Source organism: Stenotrophomonas geniculata (assembly GCF_034508895.1).
GTDB classification, from domain to species: domain Bacteria; phylum Pseudomonadota; class Gammaproteobacteria; order Xanthomonadales; family Xanthomonadaceae; genus Stenotrophomonas; species Stenotrophomonas geniculata.
Genome location: NZ_CP140571.1, coordinates 824321 through 843471, shown reverse-complemented (window position 1 = coordinate 843471; position 19151 = coordinate 824321). Strand labels below are relative to the sequence as shown.

The window sequence follows — 19151 nt, the reverse complement described above, 5'->3', positions numbered from 1 at the left end:
AGGCTGGCGGCGGAATCAGTGCTTGGGCGTGTAGCGGCCCTTGGACTGGCTGAGGAAATGATACGTGTTGTTCTTCGAATCCACTTCGAAGCCGACGCCGGACTGTTCCATGCCCGGGCGGGTCATGGTCACCAGGGCGTCGGTGCGGGCGCGGTTTTCCTTCGGGAACACGTCCAGATGATCGGTGCGGAAGGTGGTCGGCACCGTGCCCGGGCCGGCCGGGCTGTCGCCGGCGACATTGCCGCGCAGCTTCATCTCGTCGCCCTTGGCACTGAGCCAGCCGGTCTCGGCACGCAGGGTCCAGTGCTTGCCATCCTTGTCCGGCATCTCGAACAGCGGCGTGGCGATGTTGATGGTCTGGTCACCGCGCTGGCGCTCCAGCAGCGGCGCACGCAGGGTGGTCGATTCCTTGCCGTGCTCATCCAGGGCGACGATCTGGAAGTCATGCAGGATGTAATCCACGCCGACTTCCTGGCCACCCTTGGCTGGCCCCTTGTCGCGGTTGCGCAGCGCCGCCCAACTGCTCAGCAGGGCGGCCAGCAGCAGGCCGATGCCGAGCACGGTGCGCCAGTTCAGGGTGGGCAGGTTCATGCGCCGAACCTCGCCAGCACGGCGTCCACGTGGCCCTGGGCGGCCAGCAGGATGTCGCACAGCTCACGTGCGGCGCCCAGCCCGCCCTCGGCACGGGTCTGCCAGTGCACGCGCTCGGCGATCCACGGATGGGCGTTGGCCGGGGCCACCGCCAGGCCGACCGCACCCAGTGGCGCCAGGTCGGGCAGGTCATCGCCCATGAACGCCACCTGTTCCAGGCCGATGCCGTGCTGCGCGCACAGCGCCTGCACGCTGGCCAGCTTGTCGCCCACGGCGATCTGGGTGTCGATGCCGAGGTCGGCGCCGCGCTTGAGCGCGGACTGGCTGTTGCGCGCGGTGATCAGCACGGGGTGGATACCGTGCTGCTGCAGCAGTTTCAGGCCCAGGCCATCCTGCACGAAGTACGCCTTGCTCTCGTTGCCGTCCTTGTCGTAGTACAGCCGACCGTCGGTGAGGGTGCCGTCCACGTCGAAGCAGGCCAGGCGGATACGGGCCGCGGCGGCATGCAGGTGGGCGGGGAAGGCGGGCAGGGGGGACCAGGGCATCAGGGCGGCAGGCTCGTTGGGGGCAGGTGCGGCGTTACAGACTGAATGGGGTTGATGGACTGTCGGTTAAACCACCCGGGCCCGCAACAGGTCATGAATGTTCAGGGCGCCGACCGCGCGGCCCTGGCCATCGACCACGATCAGGCCATTGATTTTCTGGGTTTCCATCTGCCGGGCCGCCTCGACCGCGAGCTGGTCAGCACCGATGGTGCGCGGGTTACGGGTCATCACATCGGCGATCTTTGCGGTGCGCACGTCCAGCGCGCTGTCCAGCGCACGGCGCAGGTCACCGTCGGTGAACAGGCCGATCAGCACGCCGTCGGCATCGACCACGGCGGTCATGCCCAACCGTTTGCGGCTCATTTCCATCAGCGCTTCGCTGAGGCTGGCGTCGGCGCCCACGCTGGGCAGGTCCTCGCCGGCGTGCATCACGTCGGTGATGTGCAGCAACAGGCGGCGGCCGAGGCTGCCGGCCGGGTGCGAGCGGGCGAAGTCATCGGCGGTGAAGCCGCGTGCGTCGAGCAGGGCCACAGCCAGCGCATCGCCCATCGCCAGCGAGGCGGTGGTACTGGAGGTCGGCGCCAGCGCCAGCGGGCAGGCCTCGGCCGGCACACTCACATCCAGATGGATGTCGGCGGCGGTGGCGAGGCTGGACTGCGGGCGGCCGGTCATGGAAATCAGCACGTTGCCCTGGCGCTTGAGTACCGGCAGCAGCATCAGCACCTCGTCGGACTCGCCCGAATAGGACAGGGCCAGCACCACGTCGTCTTCGGTGATCATGCCCAGGTCGCCATGGCCGGCTTCGCCCGGGTGCACGTAGAACGCGGGCGTACCCGTGGAGGCCAGGGTGGCGGCGATCTTGCGGGCGATATGCCCGGATTTGCCCATGCCGGTGGCGACCACCCGCCCGCGGCTGGCCAGGATCGCCTGGCAGGCCTGCTGGAAGGCCTCGCCAAGGCGGTCGGCCACGGCATCCAGCGCCTGCCGCTCGATCTCGAAGACGCGGCGGCCGCTGGCGACCAGGCCGGCAGGGTCGACGGAACGGGGGGGCAACAGGGATTCGGCCATGCGGACGCCACGCAGCGGAAGTAGAATGGACGCACATTTTATTAGGAAAGCCCGTTGGACGCCGACACCATCCGCAATCTGATCGAAACCGGCCTGCCTGGCGCCCGCGCCGACGTGCAGGGCGACGATGGCGTGCATTTCGAAGCGACCGTGATCTGCGAGGCCTTCGCCGGCAAGATGCCGCTGGCCCGCCACCGCATGGTGTATGCCACGCTGGGCGACCTGATGGGCGGCGCGATCCACGCGCTGGCGCTGAAAACCGTGACCCCGGCCGAAGCCGGCTGAACCGCAGAAGATCCCGAATACATGGCCAAGATCGTTGTGACCGGCGGCGCTGCGCTGCACGGTGAAGTGAGCATCTCCGGCGCCAAGAACGCCGTCCTCCCCATTCTCTGCGCGACCCTGCTGGCCGATGCGCCGGTGGAGATCACCAACGTGCCGCACCTGCACGACGTGGTCACCACGGTGAAGCTGCTGGGCGAGCTGGGCGCCAAGGTCACCATCGACCAGGGCACGCTGTCGCGCGGCAGCGCGATCGTGGTCGACCCGCGCTCGGTCAACCAGCACGTGGCACCCTACGAGCTGGTCAAGACCATGCGCGCTTCGATCCTGGTGCTGGGCCCGCTGCTGGCCCGCTTCGGCGCGGCCGAAGTGTCGCTGCCCGGCGGCTGCGCGATCGGTTCGCGTCCGGTTGACCAGCACATCAAGGGCCTGCAGGCGCTGGGTGCCGAGATCGTGGTCGAGAACGGCTTCATCAAGGCCACCGCCAAGCGCCTCAAGGGCGGCCATTTCACCTTCGACATGGTCAGCGTCACCGGCACCGAGAACGTGCTGATGGGTGCGGTGCTGGCTGAAGGCACCACCATCCTCGACAACTGCGCGATGGAACCGGAAGTGACCGATCTGGCGCACTGCCTGATCGCGCTGGGCGCGAAGATCGAAGGCCTGGGCACCGCCCGCCTGGTGATCGAAGGCATCGAGCGCCTGTCCGGTGGCCGCCATGAAGTGCTGCCCGACCGCATCGAGACCGGCACCTTCCTGGTCGCCGCAGCGATGACCGGTGGCAAGGTCACGGTCAACCGTGCGCGCCCGAACACCATGGACGCGGTGCTGTCCAAGCTGGTCGAGGCCGGTGCGAAGATCGAGACCACCGACGACACCATCACCCTGGACATGCAGGGCAAGCGGCCGAAGGCGGTCAACCTGACCACCGCGCCGTACCCGGCATTCCCGACCGACATGCAGGCGCAGTTCATGGCGCTCAACTGCGTGGCCGACGGCGTGGGCGTGATCAACGAAACGATCTTCGAGAACCGTTTCATGCACGTCAACGAACTGCTGCGCCTGGGTGCGGACATCCAGGTCGAAGGGCATACCGCCATCGTGCGTGGCAGCGAGCACCTGAGCGGTGCACCGGTGATGGCCACCGACCTGCGTGCGTCGGCGTCGCTGATCCTGGCCGGCCTGATGGCCAGCGGCGACACCACCATTGACCGCATCTACCACCTTGACCGTGGCTACGAGAACATCGAAGAGAAGCTGTCTTCGCTCGGTGCCACCATCCGGCGCGTGCCATGATCCTGCGCGGCAAGTTCAGCCCGCGTCGCAAGGCGCTGCTGGCCCTGGTGCTGATCGTGCTGGCGTGGCTGGGCTATGCCTGGTACGCCAACATCGCCATCACCCGGGGCATCGAGCAGAAGGACATGGACTGGAACGGCGATGGCACGGTCTCGCGTGATGAAATCATCGAGTCGTTCTATGCGGTTGCGGTGAACGACAGCCAGGACGGCAACCGCCATTGCCGCACTTTCGTCTGGCGCAGCACCGGTGAGCAGATCCGCGTGGACTGCCGCACCGAGTTCAAGGCGGCCGAAGACAAACCGGCCGAAGCGAAGAAATAAGAAAACGCCCGCGAAAGCGGGCGTTTCTTTTTGGGATACACCCATCCGCGCCATGCGTGGATGACGTGGATCTCCGGTCAGTTCATCGCCTTGATGGTCAGGTCCAGCGCATCGCGGCCGCTCTCACGCTGCAGCATGCGCGCCGGCACCGGAAACTCCGGCACGATCCACGCGATCAGCTCCTTGTTGCCGTCGGCGCGCGAGACCTTGGTGGCCTCGTAGCTCTTGCCGCCCACGGTGATCGACTCCTTGCCGATCACGCGGTACGTCATGTTCTTGATGCGGCCTTCGTCGACCATGCGATAGGTCAGCGGCTTGCCGGCGGCCAGGTCACGGGCGATCGCCAGGTTGATCAGCAGCGCGTCCATGTCGCCCGCCTTCAGCGCGATGGGGCCCGCACGGTCCGGCTTGATGTCGCCGGTCCAGGTGGCCTGGTTGCTGGTCCAGTTGTAGTTGGCCTGCACGTTGCGCTTCTTCACCAGCAGCGCCGAACGGTCCTGGCTGCTGAGCGGGCGCAGCTGGCCACGGACTTCCTCGAACACCGTGCTCTGGCTGAGGTCGGCCAGCTGGTTCTTCACCTGCAGGCTGTAGCGCCACTTGTTGCTGCCTTCGCTGGCCAGGGTCATGGTGCCGTTGGCCTGCATGCCCATGTAGCTGGCCAGGTAATCCGCCTTGAACGGTTCCAGGGCCATGGCCGGCAGGCTGGCCACGGTCAGGGCAGCGGCTGCGATCCAGGTGAGGGGGCGGGTCAGGGTGTTCATGCTCAGACTCCTTGGTATTCGATCAGGCGCAGATCGACGCGATCTTCGCCGTCTTCGCGTTGCAGGATGCGCACCGGGGTGGGGACACCGTTGGCGATCCAGAGAATGGTTTCGTTTCTGCCGCCGTTGGTCCGGTAGACCCGCAGCGCGTTGTAGGACAGGTCGCCGACCTCGACGTTCTCGGTCTGCGGCGCGGCCTGGTAGTCGTGTTCGCGGACCTTGCCCATGTCCACGTAGCGGTAGTGCATGGCGGCGCCCGGGCGGGCATCGCGCATGATCGCCAGATTGATCAGCAGCGCGCTCTGGTCGCCCGCCTGCAGCGGGATCGGCTGCGCGCGTTCCTTCTTGACGTCACCGGTCCATTGCGCGGTGCCGGCCTGCCAGTTGTAGGTACCGACCGCCTTCTTGCCCAGGAACAGGCCCTTGCGCACCGTGCTCTGGCTGAGCGGCGCATACACGCCGCTGCGCTCCTCGAACACTGTGCTCTGTTCGATGTTCAGGCCCAGCACGCTGGCAAAGCCGCGGCGGCCGACCACCTGCATGTCCACCCGCCACTGGCTGCCGCCGGTGTGGGTGACCTGCATGCTGGCATCGCCCGCTTCCTTGCCCTTGTAGAAGGCCTGGTAGGTGGCGCTGAACGGCTGCAGCGGCGGTGGCTCCCAGGCCAGTGCCGGTGGCATCGGTACGGCCGGCGCCTCGGCAGGCGGCTGCGCTGCGGGCACCGGTGCCGGCGGGGTGGCAGGCGCCGGTGCCTGTCCCCAGCCCACGCCGGGGAACACGGCAAGCGACAGCAGCAATGAAGTGGACAGCAGGGTCGTGGTCTTCATGGAGGACAGGGACCGCAGGAGGGGGCAGGATGCCAGCCCCGCAGTCAGCGGGGCGTGTGCAAGGGCGTTACCGGTTCAGGTTTCCGGCGGAATCTAGGGCCAAGGGGCTAAACAGGGGGTGACCGTCCAGCCAGGGCTGACCCTCCCGTTCAGCCAGGCGGCCCTCGCACAACAGCTGCAGGGTGGCGATCAGCAGCGGATGCTCCACCGCCAGCACCCGCTCGGCCAGGCTGTGCGCGTCATCACCTGGCTGCACCGGTACACGTACCTGCGCCAGCACGGCTCCGGCATCCAGCTCCGGCACCACCAGGTGCACGCTGGCGCCGTGCTCGGCATCGCCGGCCTGCAGCGCCCGGGCATGGGTGTCCAGGCCCTTGTGCAGCGGTAGCAGCGACGGATGGATATTGACCAGCCGGCCATCGAAGCGCTGTACGAAGGCCGCGCCGAGGATGCGCATGTAGCCTGCACAGACGATCCAGTCCGGCTGTACCGCGGCAAGCGCATCGCCCAGTGCCTGCTCGTAGCTGGCGCGGTCACTGAAGGACTTCGGTGCGTGTGCCCAGCGCAGGTTCGGTGCGACGCGCTGCAGGGCCTCCGCGGCGGGGCGGTCGGAAAACACGCCGACCACCTCGGCCGGCAGGCGGCCGCTGCCGATCGCGTCGAGGATGGCCTGCAGGTTGCTGCCGCGGCCCGAGGCGAGCACGGCGATGCGGGTTGGGGCGGTCATTGCAGGGAACTCCGGCGGATCAGTGGCCACGTCAGCAGGCTGCCGACGGTCGCCATCAGCATGTCGGCATGCGCATCCCACATGTCACCCTGCTGGCCGTTGTAGGCCTCGGCGGCATCCGGCGACAGCGCCAGCGCGATGGCCCATTCGAACCATTCGTAGACCAGGCTGGCGCACATCACCGTCATCACTGCCAGAGTGAAGGCCTGGCCCAGGCGCAGCGCGGGCCACGCATGGCGCGCCAGCTGCAGCAGCGCGGGAGTGAAGCAGACGCCGAACAGGAAGTGGATGAGGCGGTCGAAGTGATTGCGCTGCCAGCCGAAGGCCGCGTTCGGCGACCAGCCGGTCAGCGCCTGCGCCCAAGCGTCGTAGGGCACGTTGGAATACAGCCAGCGCGCCGCCACGCAGTGCAGCGCGATGAAGCCACAGATGGCGATGAAGGCGCCGTTGCCCAGCCAGCCGCCGCGACGGTCGACCCACAGCAGCGCGGCCAGCCCGATCACGGTCAGGGTGCTGTGCAGGGCCTGTTCGGTAGGCCACAGCGGGTGGACCCAGCTGATGGCGAACACCGCCAGTACGGTGGCAAAGGCCAGCTTCTTGGGCCCCGAGAAGCGGTGGGTGGTGGGCGAAGTGGACGTCGGGAGGGCAGGCGCGGACATGGGAAATCGATCAGGACAGGACGGGGCGTCTGCCGGCAGGTTCAGACACTGAGGTGGTCGCCGCGGTCGAACAGCGCGGCCATTTCAGGCTTGGACAGGAACACCCAGGCATAGGCGGCCAAGGCCATGCCCAGCGGGCCTGCCAGTACGCCCAGCCAGGCTGCGCGCTGGCACCAGGCCAGCCCGGTGCGATGTGACAGCTGGCGCGCGGTGTGCAGCTGCACGAACCCCAGCACGGCGGCCAGCCCGGCGATCGACGCATAGACCGTGGTCAGCATCCAGGCATCGTCCAGCCCGCGTGACTGGGCCACCCAGCCGCTGAGGCCGAGGAACGCCACTGTGGCGACCCAATGGAAGCCGGCCAACGCGTAGAACAGCACTTTCAGCGTCTGCAGATGGCTGGTCAGCTGCAGCTGCGCCAGGGTCTGATGCGGCAGCGGCGGCGGATTGCCAGAGGCAGTCATGCGGTCGTGGCGGGAAGGTCGAAGGCGGCCTTGACCTGCGGGCGCAGCAGGGTGATCAGGCTGAACACCCCCAGTGCGGTGCCGATCGGCGTGAACAGGCAGGCCAAGCCGGCCACGATCAGGCACAGCAGGTAGCGGCGGCGACGGGTCAGGCAGCGGCCGGCGTAGGCCACGAACGCGCCCAGGGTCACGCCACCGAACACGATGACGCAGCCGACGATGGTGAACATCCAGCCGAACAGGCGTTCCTCGGCCGGCGATGACGGCTGGCCGCCGGAATTCATCGGCAGGTTGCCGGTGAGCGCGGTGATGCCCAGCACGATGTGGATGATGAAGATCAGCGAGAACAGCGCGATCAGGGCGCCGACCACGTAGTGCGCGATGGCCAGCATGCGCAGGTGATCGGCATCCTGCGCGCTGAACACCGGTACCGTCGCCAGCGGCGGCGGCACGGGGGCGGGCGACAAGGGGGGCGTTGCGTCCATGCGGGCTCCTGGGTTGCCGGGATCAGCCGATGTGGACGCGCTCGGCGCCTTCGGCGGTGACCACCTGGCCGATGGTCCAGTGCTCCAGGCCCTGCGCCTTGACCGCGTCGGACACTGCAGCCACCTGGTCCGGCGCCACGATCAGCACGAAGCCGATGCCGCAGTTGAAGGTGCGCCACATTTCACTGTCGGCCACCGCGCCTTCCTTCTGCAGCCACTGGAACACCGGCGGCAGGGTCCACGACGAGGCCTGGATGTCCAGGCCCAGGCCTTCGGGCACCACACGGATGATGTTCTCGGTCAGGCCGCCACCGGTGATGTGGGCCATGCCATGGATGGCCTCGCCGTGCGACTTCAGCAGCGACAGGATCGGCTTGACGTACAGGCGGGTCGGCGCCATCAGCGCATCGACCAGCTTCACGCCGCCTTCCAGCTCCAGATCGGCCGGGCGACCGGCGCGGTCGTAGATGCGGCGCACCAGTGAGTAACCGTTGGAGTGCGGGCCGGACGAGGCGATGCCGATCAGCACGTCGCCGGCGGCCACGCTGGCGCCGTCCTTCAGCTCGCTCTTCTCGACCGCAGCGACCGTGAAGCCGGCCAGGTCGTACTCGCCCGGGGCATACATGTCGGGCATTTCAGCGGTTTCGCCGCCGATCAGCGCGCAGCCGGCCTCGGTGCAGCCGTTGGCGATGCCGCCCACGACCGCCGCGGCGGTGTCGATGTCCAGCTTGCCGGTAGCGAAGTAGTCCAGGAAGAACAGCGGTTCGGCACCCTGCACCAGCACGTCGTTCACGCACATGGCGACCAGGTCGATGCCGATCGTATCGTGGCGGTTCAGCTGGTGGGCCAGCTTCAGCTTGGTGCCCACGCCGTCGGTACCGGACACCAGCACCGGCTCGCGGTACTTGTTGGACAGGTCGAACAGGGCGCCGAAGCCACCCAGGCCACCCATCACTTCCGGGCGGAAGCTGCGCTTGACCAGGGGCTTGATCCGCTCGACCAGCGCGTTGCCGGCGTCGATGTCGACACCCGCGTCACGATAGGTGAGGGGGGAGGGGGCGGAAGACGGGGTGTTGGTCACGGGCGTCGGCGCTGGCAGGGGTTGAACGGGCGATTTTAACAGGCCGCATTGGCGCAAAGGCCGTATTCGGGCAACAATTCCCCCGGATACGTCGAGCCAATGGATGTCCTGATGCGCCGCAGCCTGATTCTGACCCTGCTCCTTGCGCTGAGCCTGCCGGTGGCCACGATGGCCCAGAGCGGCCTGCGCACCGAGGGTGATGTTGCCACCGCCACTGGCGCGTACGAGGCCGAAGTGCCCGTCAACAGCCAAGCCGAAGCCGACCGCAACGGCGCCCTGGCCCGCGCCTTGAGCGTTGTACTGGGCAAATTGTCCGGCGATCGCAGCGTGATGTCGCGCCCTGGCGTGGCGCAGGCGCTGCGCAATGCCAAGGATTACGTGGCCAGCTACGACTACAAGCAGGACCAGAGCGTGAGCGCCAGTGGCGCCCCCAGCTTCCGTACCCTGCTGGTGGCCCGCTTCCGCGAGGACGATGTCGATTCGCTGGTGTCTGCGCTGGGCCTGCCGCTGTGGCCGCAGCCGCGCCCGAAGCCGGTGCTGTGGCTGGCCGTCGACGACGGCAGTGGTCCGCGCCTGGTCAGCGTGCAGCAGGCCAACGCCGCCCGCCCGTTGCTGAACCGCGCCATCGAGCGCGGCTACAAGCTGGGCCTGCCCAGCGGTGGTGCCGCCGAACAGGCACTGGCCGGTGCCATCTGGCGTCAGGACAGCGCCGCCGTGGCCCGCGCCTCTTCGCGCTACTCGCCGCCGATGCAGCTGATCGGCAAGCTCTACCGCGCCAACGGTGGCTGGCAGGCGGACTGGGTGTTCGTCGACAACGGCCGTGAGCTGAACAAGTGGACCAGCAAGGACGCCAACGCCATGCGTGCGATGGCCGCCGGTGCCGATGGTGCCGCCGATGCGCTGGTCAAGCGTTATGCCAAGGCCGGCGCCGCCGTCGGCCAGGCCGGCAGCTACCGGGTGGTGGTCACCGGCATCAACAGCGCCGACGACTACCTGCGCCTGGCTGCCGGCCTGCGCGAGGTACCGGTGGTGCGCAACGTCACCCCGCTGCACGCTTCGGCCGGCCAGCTGGAGCTGAGCCTGGAGATGACCACCGGCCTGGCCGGCTTCAACCGCATGCTGGGCGACAACGGCGTGCTGGTGCCGAGCGCACCGCTGCCGGCCCTGCCGACGCCGATCGATGACACCACCGGTACTCCGGTGGCCGCCCCGGTCAGCAACGAGTACCGCCTGCGATGACTCTGACCCCGGAAGCGGAAATCGCGCAGTTCCTGCGCCGCCTGAAGTACATCCTGTTCGCCGGCCTGGTCGGCTGGGTGGTGTGGCTGCTGGCGCCGATCCTGACTCCCTTCGTGCTGGCGCTGGCGCTGGCCTGGCTGGGCGATCCGCTGGTGGACCGCATCGAGGCTACCGGCCGCTCGCGCATGACCGGCGTGGTGCTGGTGTTCGCCGCGATGGTGCTGGTGATCGTGGCGCTGCTGCTGGTGCTGGTGCCGATGATCGAGCGCCAGATCACCACCCTGATCGCGGTCGCGCCGCAGGCACAGGCGTGGTTGATGGAAAAGGGCATTCCCTGGTTCGAGCAGAAGACCGGCCTGGAAGTGATGCAGTGGCTGGACCCGGACCGCCTGATCGAATGGGTGCGCAGCCACTGGCAGCAGGCGGGCGGCTTCGCCACCACGTTCATGGGCTACGTCTCGCGCTCGGGCTTCGCGATGGTGACCTGGGTGGTCAACATCCTGCTGCTGCCGATCCTGGCGTTCTACTTCCTGCGTGACTGGGACAAGCTGGTCGAGCGGGTCGCGTCGGTGATTCCGCGCAACCAGATCGGCACCATCAGCGCGCTGGCGCGCGAATCCAACGAGGTGCTGGGCGCGTTCATCCGCGGCCAGTTCCTGGTGATGCTGGCGCTGGGCGTGATCTATGCCGGTGGCCTGTCGCTGGTTGGCCTGAAGCTGGGCCTGCTGATCGGCCTGATTGCCGGCCTCATCAGCTTCATCCCTTACCTGGGCGCGACCACCGGCATCCTGATGGCGATCATCGCCGCACTGGTGCAGGCGCAGGGCTTCGACCTGAAGCTGCTGATCCTGGTCGGCGTGGTGTTCACCGTGGGCCAGCTGCTGGAAAGCTACGTGCTGACCCCGCGCATCGTCGGCGACAAGATCGGCCTGCACCCGGTAGCGGTGATCTTCGCGGTGATGGCCGGCGGCCAGCTGTTCGGCTTCCTCGGCATGCTGCTGGCGCTGCCGGTGGCGGCGGTGACCAACGTGCTGCTGCGCTACGCGCACCAGCGCTACCGCCAGAGCGAGCTGTACGTGGGCGAGAAGCCGGCGATCGTGCTTGATGGCGTGGTCGATGCCCCCCATATCATCATTCCGAACGACAAGGGCCCCGACCTGACGTGATGGGTGTGCCGCAACTGCCGCTGGCCCTGCATTACCCGCGGGACCAGCGCCTGGAGACCTTCATCGGCGCGCCGGATGGCGCGCTGGCGCAGCTGCGCGCGATCGCGGTGGGCGCCAGCCACGACTGGGTCTACCTGGAAGGGGCGGCGGGCACCGGCAAGACCCATCAGGCGCTGGCGATGTGTTCCAGCGCCGAGCAGGCCGGCCGCCTGCCGACCTACGTGCCGCTGGCCAGCGCCGCCGGTCGCGTGCGCGCGGCGCTGGATGGGCTGGAGGTGCGCGAACTGGTGGCGCTGGATGGCCTGGACGAGGTTGCCGGCAACCGCGAGGACGAGATCGCGCTGTTCGATTTCCACAACCGCGCGCGCGCTGCGGGTGTCACCGTGTTGTACACGGCGCAGAAGGCGCCGGAAGAACTGGGGCTGGTACTGCCCGACCTGCGTTCGCGCCTGGGCCAGTGCGTGCGCGTGCTGCTGCAGCCGTTGGATGAGGAAGGTCGCGCGGCGGTGCTGCGTGAGCGTGCACTGCGGCGTGGGTTGGCGATCGACGAGGCGGCCATCGAGTGGCTGCTGTCGCACACCGGGCGCGAGCTGGGTGGATTGATCACGCTGCTGGACTGGCTGGACCGCGAGTCGCTGGCGGCGAAGCGGCGGATCACCGTGCCGTTCCTGCGCCAGGTGCTGGAAGAAGGCCGGCCTCGTTACTGAGGGTGGGGTTTGTTTGCAGGGCTGCGCCCTGCACCCGCCGAAGCCGAAGCAACATCAACGTCAACGTCAAAAGCGGGCTATCCGTGGGATGGCGGGGCGCTGTGGGTTTGCGGGGACGCCGTGAACCCATCCATGGGGGCTTGGTCGCCGCTTGCTCGTGTGCGCAATCCTGCGCACACGGCAAGACCGGGGTTGGGCGTCCTGCCCAACCCGCCCGAGGCATGCCTCGGGCCCATGCGGCTCACACCCCGCAAACCCACAGCGCCCCGCCTTCGACAGGTTCCCGCGATCTGCCGGGACTGCGTACTGCACTGCTGACTGCTGTTGGTGGGTGACGACCGTTGGCCGTCACCAGAGCGAGCGCAGCGAAGCGATCCGCTTTTGATTTTCTTTTTCTTTTCCGTGGCTGGACGCGCACGGAAACTGTCAGAGGCCGGTCGGGGTGGGCTGCGCAGGGGCGTGAGCCGCATGGATGCGGCGACCGAGCTTACATGGACGTACTTGCAGCGTCCCCTGCGCAGCCCACCCCGACCGGCCAAGCACGGCTTCTGCTTTCAATGAGTCCAGCCACGAGGGGCTCAGCCGTTCGCCGCCAACTCAACATCCAGCGCGCGCAGGCGATCCACGGTACCCACATCGGTCCAACGCCCGCGATGGTGCTGCCCCGTCATCAACCCCTGTGCCATGAAATGCTTCTGCAGCGGCACCACCGAGAACTTTGGCGGAACACGCTCGCTACCCGGCGCATCGCCGATCACCGTGCGCCAGCCGGCCACGATGGAGGGGCGATACACGCCGATGCCCGCGTAGGTCAGGCACGGCCCTTGGCGGTCGTGGTGCAGCAGGCCCTGCGCGTCCAGCCGGTAGTCGCCGTCTGGGTGCTGCGCGGGATTGTCGACCAGCACCAGGTGCGCCTGGCCCTGTGGTTCGCGCGGCAGCGTGGCGAAATCGAAATCAGTCCAGATGTCGCCGTTCACGACCAGGAACGGGGCGTCGCCCAGCACCGGCAGCGCGTTGAGGATGCCGCCGCCGGTTTCCAGCGGGGTCTGCCCTTCGTAAAGGAAATGCAGGCGCAGGCCCCATTGGCTGCCATCGCCCAGCATCGTCGGGAACTGCTCGGCCAGCCACGCGGTGTTGACCACTACCTCGCGCACACCGAGCGCCGCCAGGCGCTCCAGGTGCCAGACGATCAGTGGCTTGCCGGCTACTTCCAGCAGCGGCTTGGGCGTGTGCAGGGTCAGCGGGCGCATGCGCTCGCCGAGGCCGGCGGCAAAGACCAGCGCCTTCATCGGGCCACGCGCATCGGTGCGGCCAGTTCGGCAAGCGCCGGTTTGATGCGGTCGTCCAGCAGCTGCTGCAGCGGTGCCAGTTCGCGGTAACGCGGCAGCACTTCATCCAGGTAGTTGATGAAGCGCGGTGCGTCGTCCAGGTAATGGCCCTTGTTGTCGCGGTAGCGCAGGCGGCAGAACAGGCCGAGGATCTTCACGTGGCGCTGGATGCCCATCCAGTCGGCATCGCGCAGGAAGGTGGCGCGGTCGGGCACTGGCAGGCCGGCGTCGTGCGCGCGCTCGTGGTACTGCGCCAGCCACTCGTCCACGCGCTGCAGCGGCCAGCTCAGGAAGGCGTCCTTGAACAGGCTCACCGCGTCGTAGGCGATCGGGCCGCGCACCAGGTCCTGGAAATCCAGCACGGCGGGGCCGCCGTCGACTGGCATCAGGTTGCGTGGCATGTAGTCGCGGTGGGTCATCAACTGGGCCTGGCCCAGCGCGTTGTCCATCAACCGGCGATGCACCAGCTGCAGCCCTTCAATCTCGCCGCAGTCCAGTTCCAGGTTCAGGTGGCGCTGCAGGAACCATTCGTCGAACAGGCCGGCATCACGCTGCAGCAACGCTTCGCCGAACTGGCCGAAGTCGGCCGGCACCGGAATCGCCTGCAGGCGCAGCAGCTGTTCGATCGAACGGCCGAACCATTCGTCAGCGTTGCGCTCGTCGAGGATCTTCGCCAGGGTCGGGCCGCCGAGGTCTTCCAGCAGCAGGAAGCCGGCCTCCAGATCCTGTGCCAGCAGCGCGGGCACACGCAGGCCGTTGTCGTGCAGCAGGCCGCGCATGCGCAGCCACGGCCGCGGATCTTCCAGCCCCGGCGGGGCATCCATCACGATGTGGCTGCCACCGGTGCTGGTGGTGCGCCAGTAGCTGCGCATGCCGGCATCGACCGAGGCGCGTTCGACCACCGCGCTGGCATCATCGAGCTGGGTACGGGCCCACCGCAGGCGCTGCGCGCTGCGCTGGGGATCGGAGGCGGGTTCGGTCATGCAGGCATATCCGGGCGCGCCGGGCGCGCCAACGTCGGGAACAGGAAGGGAAGGGGATGCGGGCTCAGCGGCGGCCGCTGAACAGGCGCAGGACGGCCAGCACGGCCACCGCGCCCACCACCGCACCGAGGAAACCGGCCGGCTCACCGGGGGCGTACCAGCCCATGTACTGGCCAAACCAGCCGGCCAGCAGCGCACCTAGGATGCCCAGCACGATGGTCAGCAGGCAGCCCATGCGGTTGTTGCCGGGCATGAAGAAACGCCCGAGCAGGCCGACGAAGAAGCCGACCAGGATGATGTAGAGCCAGCTGCTGCTGCCGAACAGACCATTCATGCGCGCGATTTCCAGCAAGGGTGGACGCAGCCTAGCAAGGCCAGACTGCGTCCGTCACGGTGTGGCGTAATCAGCAGCAGCCGTGGTCGCCGTGGCGGGTGCCGCTGTCGGCAGCCACCGGCGAACCGCTGGTCTCGCCGCGCAGGCTGGCAGCGTAGTGCTCGCTGATCACCTTGGACACGCAGGCGGTGACCTTCTTGCCCATCGGGATGTGCAGGAACTCGTTCGGGCCGTGCGCGTTGGAGTGCGGGCCAAGCACGCCGGTGATCATGAACTGGGCGCCCGGGAACTTCTCACCCAGCATGCCCATGAACGGGATCGAGCCGCCTTCGCCCATGTACATCGCCGGCTTGCCGAAGAAGGCCTGGCTGGCGTCGTCGATGGCCTGGGTCAGCCACGGCGCCATGGCCGGGGCGTTCCAGCCGGTGGAGGCCTTTTCCAGATCCAGGGTGACCTGCGCGCCGTTCGGCGGATCACGCAGCAGCGCTTCCTTCAGCAGCTCACCGCAGGTCTTGCCATCGGCGGTCGGCGGCAGGCGCAGCGACAGCTTCACCGAGGTCTGCGGGCGCAGCACGTTGCCGGCCGATTCCAATGCCGGCATGCCACCGACGCCGGTGACCGACAGCGCCGGGCGCCAGGTGCGGTTGAGCACCAGCTCGGTCAGGTCCTCGTTCATCGGACGCAGGCCGTCGACCATCGGGAACTTCTCGAAGATTTCGGTATCGACCACTTCGGCGGCGCGCTTGGCCTGTTCCTGGCGCTCGGTCGGAATTTCAACGTTCATGCCGTCGATCAGGATGCGGCCAGTGTCCTGGTCCTCGATGCGCGACAGCAGCTGGCGCAGCAGGCGGAAGCTGGACGGCACCACGCCGGAGGCATCGCCGGAATGCACGCCTTCGTTGAGCACCTTCACGGTGAAGTTGCCGCCGGTCAGGCCGCGCAGCGAGGTGGTGCACCACAGCTGGTCGTAGTTGGCGCAGCCCGAATCCAGGCAGACCACCAGCGACGGCTTGCCGATGCGGTCGGCCAGGTGGTCGACGTAGGCTGGCAGGTCGTAGCTGCCCGATTCTTCACAGGCTTCGATCAGCACCACGCAGCGGGCGTGCGGCAGGCCCTGGGCCTGCAGCGCCAGTACGGCGGCCAGCGAGCCGAAGATGGCGTAACCGTCGTCGGCGCCGCCGCGGCCATACAGCTTGTCGCCGCGCAGGACCGGGGTCCACGGGCCGAGGTCGTCGTCCCAGCCGGTCATTTCCGGCTGCTTGTCCAGGTGGCCGTAGAGCAGGATGGTGTCGTCGCCGGTTTCGGCGCCGGTAGCCGGAATTTCCAGGAAGATCAGCGGGGTACGGCCTTCCAGGCGCACCACTTCAACCTTCAGGCCGGGCAGCTGCTGGGCCTTGGCCCAGTTCTCCATCAGCGTGACCGCCTGTTCCATGTAGCCGTTCTGCACCCAATTGGCGTCGAACATCGGCGACTTGTTGGGAATGCGGATGTAGTCGACCAACTGCGGGACGATCTCGCTGTCCCACTTGTCATTGACGAATTGGCCGAGCTTGGCGCTGTCCATCTGAAACTCCGATTGCATGGGCTGTGATCGCGACATTCTACGCCTGTGCCGTGGGTAGGGTTTTTCCTACATCACGTCGGGTATTTGGCTGGCTTTTAGAAATCCAGGAAACCGATAGGCTGTGTGCATGTGGTGACGGACACTGTTCCTACCGACGGGATTGCCGGTCGGGACGGTCAGAACCACAAGGAGATACACGTCGTGCCTTGGAGTGTCGTGTTGAGGGCACTGGTGCTGGTCGTGTGGATCGCTGGGGCGCATGCCGCCGAACCGATCGACATCAACCGCGCCGATGCCCAGGCGCTGCAGCAGGGATTGACGATGGTCGGAGCCGCCAAGGCCGAGGCGATCGTCGAGCACCGGCGCAGACACGGCCCGTTTCATCGCGTCGAGGACCTGGCGCAGGTGAAGGGGATAGGGAAAGCAATCGTCGAACGGAATCGACAGCGGATCACCGTAGGCAACAGGTTGTTGCCGGCGGATCCGGTACCCGGATCGGTACCGGTGCGAACCGTACCGAGGCGCTGACAGCAGGAATCGTCGGAACCGGCAGGAGGCTGGTTCACCGGTCACGGACAGGAAGGCCGTGACCACCGACCGCCGCAGGACGCGGCACCACTCACCAGGATGGTGGCATCACAGACCTGTGGAAGGGGCTGAGATACAAACAGGACAGACGCGGCCGCGTGCAGGATGCAACGCTACCCCCACAGCGCAGGATGCGAGGGGGCGGCAGCAGGCCGACAAGGACGTAACGATTGCCCGGTACGACACATGGCTGTGTCGCCGGGCAGTTTCATTTCCGGCGCCTGGTTTTGCCGCGGCCACCACGGGCCGATGGTGTACGGTGGCCGCTCCGCATGGAAAGGACCCCCGCTGGATGCTTCCGCACCGCCCCACGACCCTGATGCTCGCCCTTGCACTGGCCCTGCCGCTGCTGGCCCATGCCGCTGCGCCTACGCCGGCCGCCAAGCCTGCAGCTGCCGCTGCGGCCACCGCCGAGGTACGCGGACCGACCGACCTCAAGCCGGGCGAATACCTGTGGCATCCGGAAATCTCGCCGACCGGCCCGATCGTGCTGGTGGTCAGCCTTGATGAGCAGCGCGCCTATGTCTACCGCAACGGTATCGCCATCGGCCTGACCACGATCAGCTCGGGCAAGGCCGGGCACGAGACGCCGACCGGTGTGTTCACCATCCTGCAGAAGGACAAGGACCACAAGTCCAACCTCTACAACAGCGCGCCGATGCCGTACATGCAGCGGCTGACCTGGGACGGCATCGCCCTGCATGGCGGCAGCCTGCCCGGGCATCCGGCCTCGCACGGCTGCGTGCGCCTGCCGCAGGCCTTCGCGCAGAAGCTGTTCAGTGAAACCCAGCGCGGCGATACCGTGGTCGTGGCCGATGCCAAGAGCTCGCCGATGACCCTGGCCTATCCGTCGGTGCTGGCGCCGGTGAACGCGCGCGGCCAGGCCCTGCCGGAGACCGAGGGCGGAGCCCCGGCACAGGCCTGGTGGGACGACGCCGCGGCGCCGGCCGGGCAGGTCGGCATCCTGGTCAGCCTGCACGACCAGCGCCTGTACGTGCTGCGCGACGGCGTGATGATTGGCGAGTCGCCGCTGAAGGCCGACGCCCTGCCGGCCTTCCAGGGCACCACGCTGTTCGTGATGGGGCAGGGTTACAGCGACACCCCCAGCCCGCTGGACGTGAACCAGCGGCTGCACCAGTGGACGGCCTATCCGTTGCTGGGCCAGGACCGTGCCCAGGCCACGCCGGACCTGCTGGCCACGCCCTCGCTGCCGATGGCGCTGCCGACCGATTTCGCTCGCCAGCTGTACCAGGTGCTGGTGCCGGGCACGACCCTGCTGGTCACCTCGCTGCCGGCGGTCCGCCCAAGCCCGGCTGAATCCGGAATGCAGCCGGTCTTGGAATCCGAGCCGCCAGGGTCCACCCTCAAGGGCAACTGAGTCCCCTCGTTGTGCCCATGACTGCATCCCGCCTGTGCCGGCTGGCCGCGTTCGGCCTGCTGGCGACCTCGGCCAGCGCCCCGGCGCTGGCACAGACGCCCGCCCTCGCCACCTCTGCCGATGATCTGGCTGCCCTGCTGTCGCGCAGTGCGCCCAAGGCCGACCGCCACGTGCTGCAGCTGGCGGCGCACGCCATGCGCTGTGCGTTGCAGCGGCCGGAACTGGGCATCAATGGTGATCGCCTCAGCGTGATCGATTACTCGCGCCCGTCCACCGAGCCGCGGCTGTGGGTGTTCGACCTGGCCCATCAGCGCCTGTTGTTCGAGGAATGGGTGGCGCATGGCCGCAACAGCGGCGAGAACCGCACCGAGCACTTCTCCAACCGCGACGGCAGTTTCATGTCCAGTCTCGGCGCGTTCACCGCGCAGGAGACCTACATGGGCGGCAATGGATATTCGCTGCGCCTGGCCGGCCTGGAACCGGGCTTCAATGACCGCGCGCGTGACCGAGCGATCGTCATCCATGGTGCGCCGTACGTGAACCCGGCTACCGCGCAGCTGCAGGGGCGGCTGGGACGCAGCCTGGGTTGCCCGGCGGTGCGGCTGTCGGTGGCCAAGCCGCTGATCGATGCGTTGCGTGGTGGCACGATGGTGTTTGCTTACTACCCCGACCAGGATTGGCTGAAGCACTCGCAGCTGCTGGCCGGCGGGTGCGGTGGCCAGGGCACGCTCGCCACGCGGTGATGCACGACGGCG

Annotated in this window: 23 protein-coding genes; 9 read left to right on the top strand and 14 right to left on the bottom strand. The window is 67.8% G+C overall.

Annotated features, from left to right (window positions below):
* Positions 1-15 precede the first annotated feature (15 nt).
* The 3 genes from lptC to RI032_RS03975 form a co-directional block, all read right to left on the bottom strand.
* Positions 16-591 carry an LPS export ABC transporter periplasmic protein LptC gene (gene lptC, locus RI032_RS03985; RefSeq protein ID WP_049410270.1) on the bottom strand — a complete coding sequence of 192 codons (576 nt, stop codon included), beginning with the start codon at positions 589-591 and terminating at the stop codon, positions 16-18.
* On the bottom strand, positions 588-1136 hold the full coding sequence (locus RI032_RS03980) for a KdsC family phosphatase (RefSeq protein ID WP_010483642.1): 549 nt from the start codon (positions 1134-1136) through the stop codon (positions 588-590). The genes lptC and RI032_RS03980 overlap by 4 nt, the downstream gene beginning before the upstream one ends.
* 66 nt (positions 1137-1202) lie before the next feature.
* Positions 1203-2204 (bottom strand): KpsF/GutQ family sugar-phosphate isomerase, encoded by a 1002-nt coding sequence (locus RI032_RS03975; RefSeq protein WP_197653868.1) that lies wholly within the window; start codon positions 2202-2204, stop codon positions 1203-1205.
* 54 nt (positions 2205-2258) lie between these two features.
* On the opposite strand from RI032_RS03975, the gene RI032_RS03970 reads away from it, so the two are divergent.
* The 3 genes from RI032_RS03970 to RI032_RS03960 are packed head-to-tail and all read left to right on the top strand — an operon-like array spanning position 2259 to position 4105.
* Positions 2259-2489: a BolA family protein gene (locus RI032_RS03970; protein WP_322547895.1), complete on the top strand. Its 231-nt coding sequence runs from the start codon at positions 2259-2261 to the stop codon at positions 2487-2489.
* Between the two features lie 21 nt (positions 2490-2510).
* Positions 2511-3782 carry a UDP-N-acetylglucosamine 1-carboxyvinyltransferase gene (gene murA / locus RI032_RS03965; protein ID WP_322547894.1) on the top strand — a complete coding sequence of 424 codons (1272 nt, stop codon included), beginning with the start codon at positions 2511-2513 and terminating at the stop codon, positions 3780-3782.
* Entirely contained in the window at positions 3779-4105 is a 327-nt protein-coding gene (locus tag RI032_RS03960; protein ID WP_010483634.1) for a hypothetical protein, read from the top strand. The genes murA and RI032_RS03960 overlap by 4 nt, the downstream gene beginning before the upstream one ends.
* Positions 4106-4182: 77 nt before the next feature.
* Here the strand turns inward: RI032_RS03960 and RI032_RS03955 are convergent, their stop codons facing one another.
* The 7 genes from RI032_RS03955 to purM form a co-directional block, all read right to left on the bottom strand.
* Positions 4183-4866 (bottom strand): DUF3108 domain-containing protein, encoded by a 684-nt coding sequence (locus RI032_RS03955; protein WP_010483632.1) that lies wholly within the window; start codon positions 4864-4866, stop codon positions 4183-4185.
* A gap of 2 nt (positions 4867-4868) precedes the next feature.
* Complete coding sequence (locus tag RI032_RS03950; RefSeq protein ID WP_100447916.1) at positions 4869-5693, bottom strand: DUF3108 domain-containing protein; 825 nt, start codon at positions 5691-5693, stop codon at positions 4869-4871.
* 67 nt (positions 5694-5760) lie between these two features.
* Positions 5761-6420 carry a phosphoribosylglycinamide formyltransferase gene (gene purN, locus RI032_RS03945; protein WP_019336868.1) on the bottom strand — a complete coding sequence of 220 codons (660 nt, stop codon included), beginning with the start codon at positions 6418-6420 and terminating at the stop codon, positions 5761-5763.
* Complete coding sequence (locus RI032_RS03940) at positions 6417-7079, bottom strand: DUF2238 domain-containing protein (protein WP_010483625.1); 663 nt, start codon at positions 7077-7079, stop codon at positions 6417-6419. The genes purN and RI032_RS03940 overlap by 4 nt, the downstream gene beginning before the upstream one ends.
* 41 nt (positions 7080-7120) lie before the next feature.
* Entirely contained in the window at positions 7121-7543 is a 423-nt protein-coding gene (locus tag RI032_RS03935) for a hypothetical protein (RefSeq protein WP_054171161.1), read from the bottom strand.
* Complete coding sequence (locus RI032_RS03930; protein WP_019336866.1) at positions 7540-8028, bottom strand: hypothetical protein; 489 nt, start codon at positions 8026-8028, stop codon at positions 7540-7542. Before RI032_RS03930 ends, RI032_RS03935 begins: the two co-directional genes overlap by 4 nt.
* Positions 8029-8050: 22 nt before the next feature.
* Positions 8051-9109, bottom strand: a complete 1059-nt coding sequence (gene purM / locus RI032_RS03925) for a phosphoribosylformylglycinamidine cyclo-ligase (protein ID WP_049434457.1) — start codon at positions 9107-9109, stop codon at positions 8051-8053.
* Positions 9110-9208: 99 nt separating this feature from the next.
* On the opposite strand from purM, the gene RI032_RS03920 reads away from it, so the two are divergent.
* The 3 genes from RI032_RS03920 to hda are packed head-to-tail and all read left to right on the top strand — an operon-like array spanning position 9209 to position 12221.
* Positions 9209-10348, top strand: coding sequence for a DUF2066 domain-containing protein (locus tag RI032_RS03920; protein WP_134958579.1), 1140 nt, complete (start codon positions 9209-9211; stop codon positions 10346-10348).
* A complete protein-coding gene (locus tag RI032_RS03915) occupies positions 10345-11514 on the top strand; it encodes an AI-2E family transporter (RefSeq protein ID WP_109814065.1) in 1170 nt (389 codons plus the stop codon). The genes RI032_RS03920 and RI032_RS03915 overlap by 4 nt, the downstream gene beginning before the upstream one ends.
* Complete coding sequence (gene hda / locus RI032_RS03910; protein WP_010483615.1) at positions 11514-12221, top strand: DnaA regulatory inactivator Hda; 708 nt, start codon at positions 11514-11516, stop codon at positions 12219-12221. The genes RI032_RS03915 and hda overlap by 1 nt, the downstream gene beginning before the upstream one ends.
* Positions 12222-12799: 578 nt before the next feature.
* Here the strand turns inward: hda and murU are convergent.
* The 4 genes from murU to RI032_RS03890 form a co-directional block, all read right to left on the bottom strand.
* The gene (murU, locus tag RI032_RS03905) at positions 12800-13510 is read right to left on the bottom strand and encodes an N-acetylmuramate alpha-1-phosphate uridylyltransferase MurU (RefSeq protein ID WP_322547893.1); all 711 of its coding nucleotides are present in this window, start codon (positions 13508-13510) and stop codon (positions 12800-12802) included.
* On the bottom strand, positions 13507-14532 hold the full coding sequence (locus RI032_RS03900; protein ID WP_322547892.1) for an aminoglycoside phosphotransferase family protein: 1026 nt from the start codon (positions 14530-14532) through the stop codon (positions 13507-13509). Before RI032_RS03900 ends, murU begins: the two co-directional genes overlap by 4 nt.
* Positions 14533-14596: 64 nt before the next feature.
* Positions 14597-14866, bottom strand: a complete 270-nt coding sequence (locus RI032_RS03895; RefSeq protein WP_010483608.1) for a GlsB/YeaQ/YmgE family stress response membrane protein — start codon at positions 14864-14866, stop codon at positions 14597-14599.
* 70 nt (positions 14867-14936) lie between these two features.
* Positions 14937-16430 carry a M20 family metallopeptidase gene (locus RI032_RS03890; protein WP_322547891.1) on the bottom strand — a complete coding sequence of 498 codons (1494 nt, stop codon included), beginning with the start codon at positions 16428-16430 and terminating at the stop codon, positions 14937-14939.
* A gap of 216 nt (positions 16431-16646) precedes the next feature.
* On the opposite strand from RI032_RS03890, the gene RI032_RS03885 reads away from it, so the two are divergent.
* The 3 genes from RI032_RS03885 to RI032_RS03875 all read left to right on the top strand — a co-directional run bounded on the left by RI032_RS03885 (position 16647) and on the right by RI032_RS03875 (position 19139).
* Positions 16647-16958 carry a ComEA family DNA-binding protein gene (locus tag RI032_RS03885; protein ID WP_224329378.1) on the top strand — a complete coding sequence of 104 codons (312 nt, stop codon included), beginning with the start codon at positions 16647-16649 and terminating at the stop codon, positions 16956-16958.
* A gap of 352 nt (positions 16959-17310) precedes the next feature.
* Positions 17311-18396: a L,D-transpeptidase gene (locus tag RI032_RS03880; protein WP_019337110.1), complete on the top strand. Its 1086-nt coding sequence runs from the start codon at positions 17311-17313 to the stop codon at positions 18394-18396.
* Positions 18397-18413: 17 nt separating this feature from the next.
* Positions 18414-19139 carry a murein L,D-transpeptidase catalytic domain family protein gene (locus tag RI032_RS03875; protein WP_010483599.1) on the top strand — a complete coding sequence of 242 codons (726 nt, stop codon included), beginning with the start codon at positions 18414-18416 and terminating at the stop codon, positions 19137-19139.
* The last annotated feature ends 12 nt before the right edge of the window (positions 19140-19151 follow it).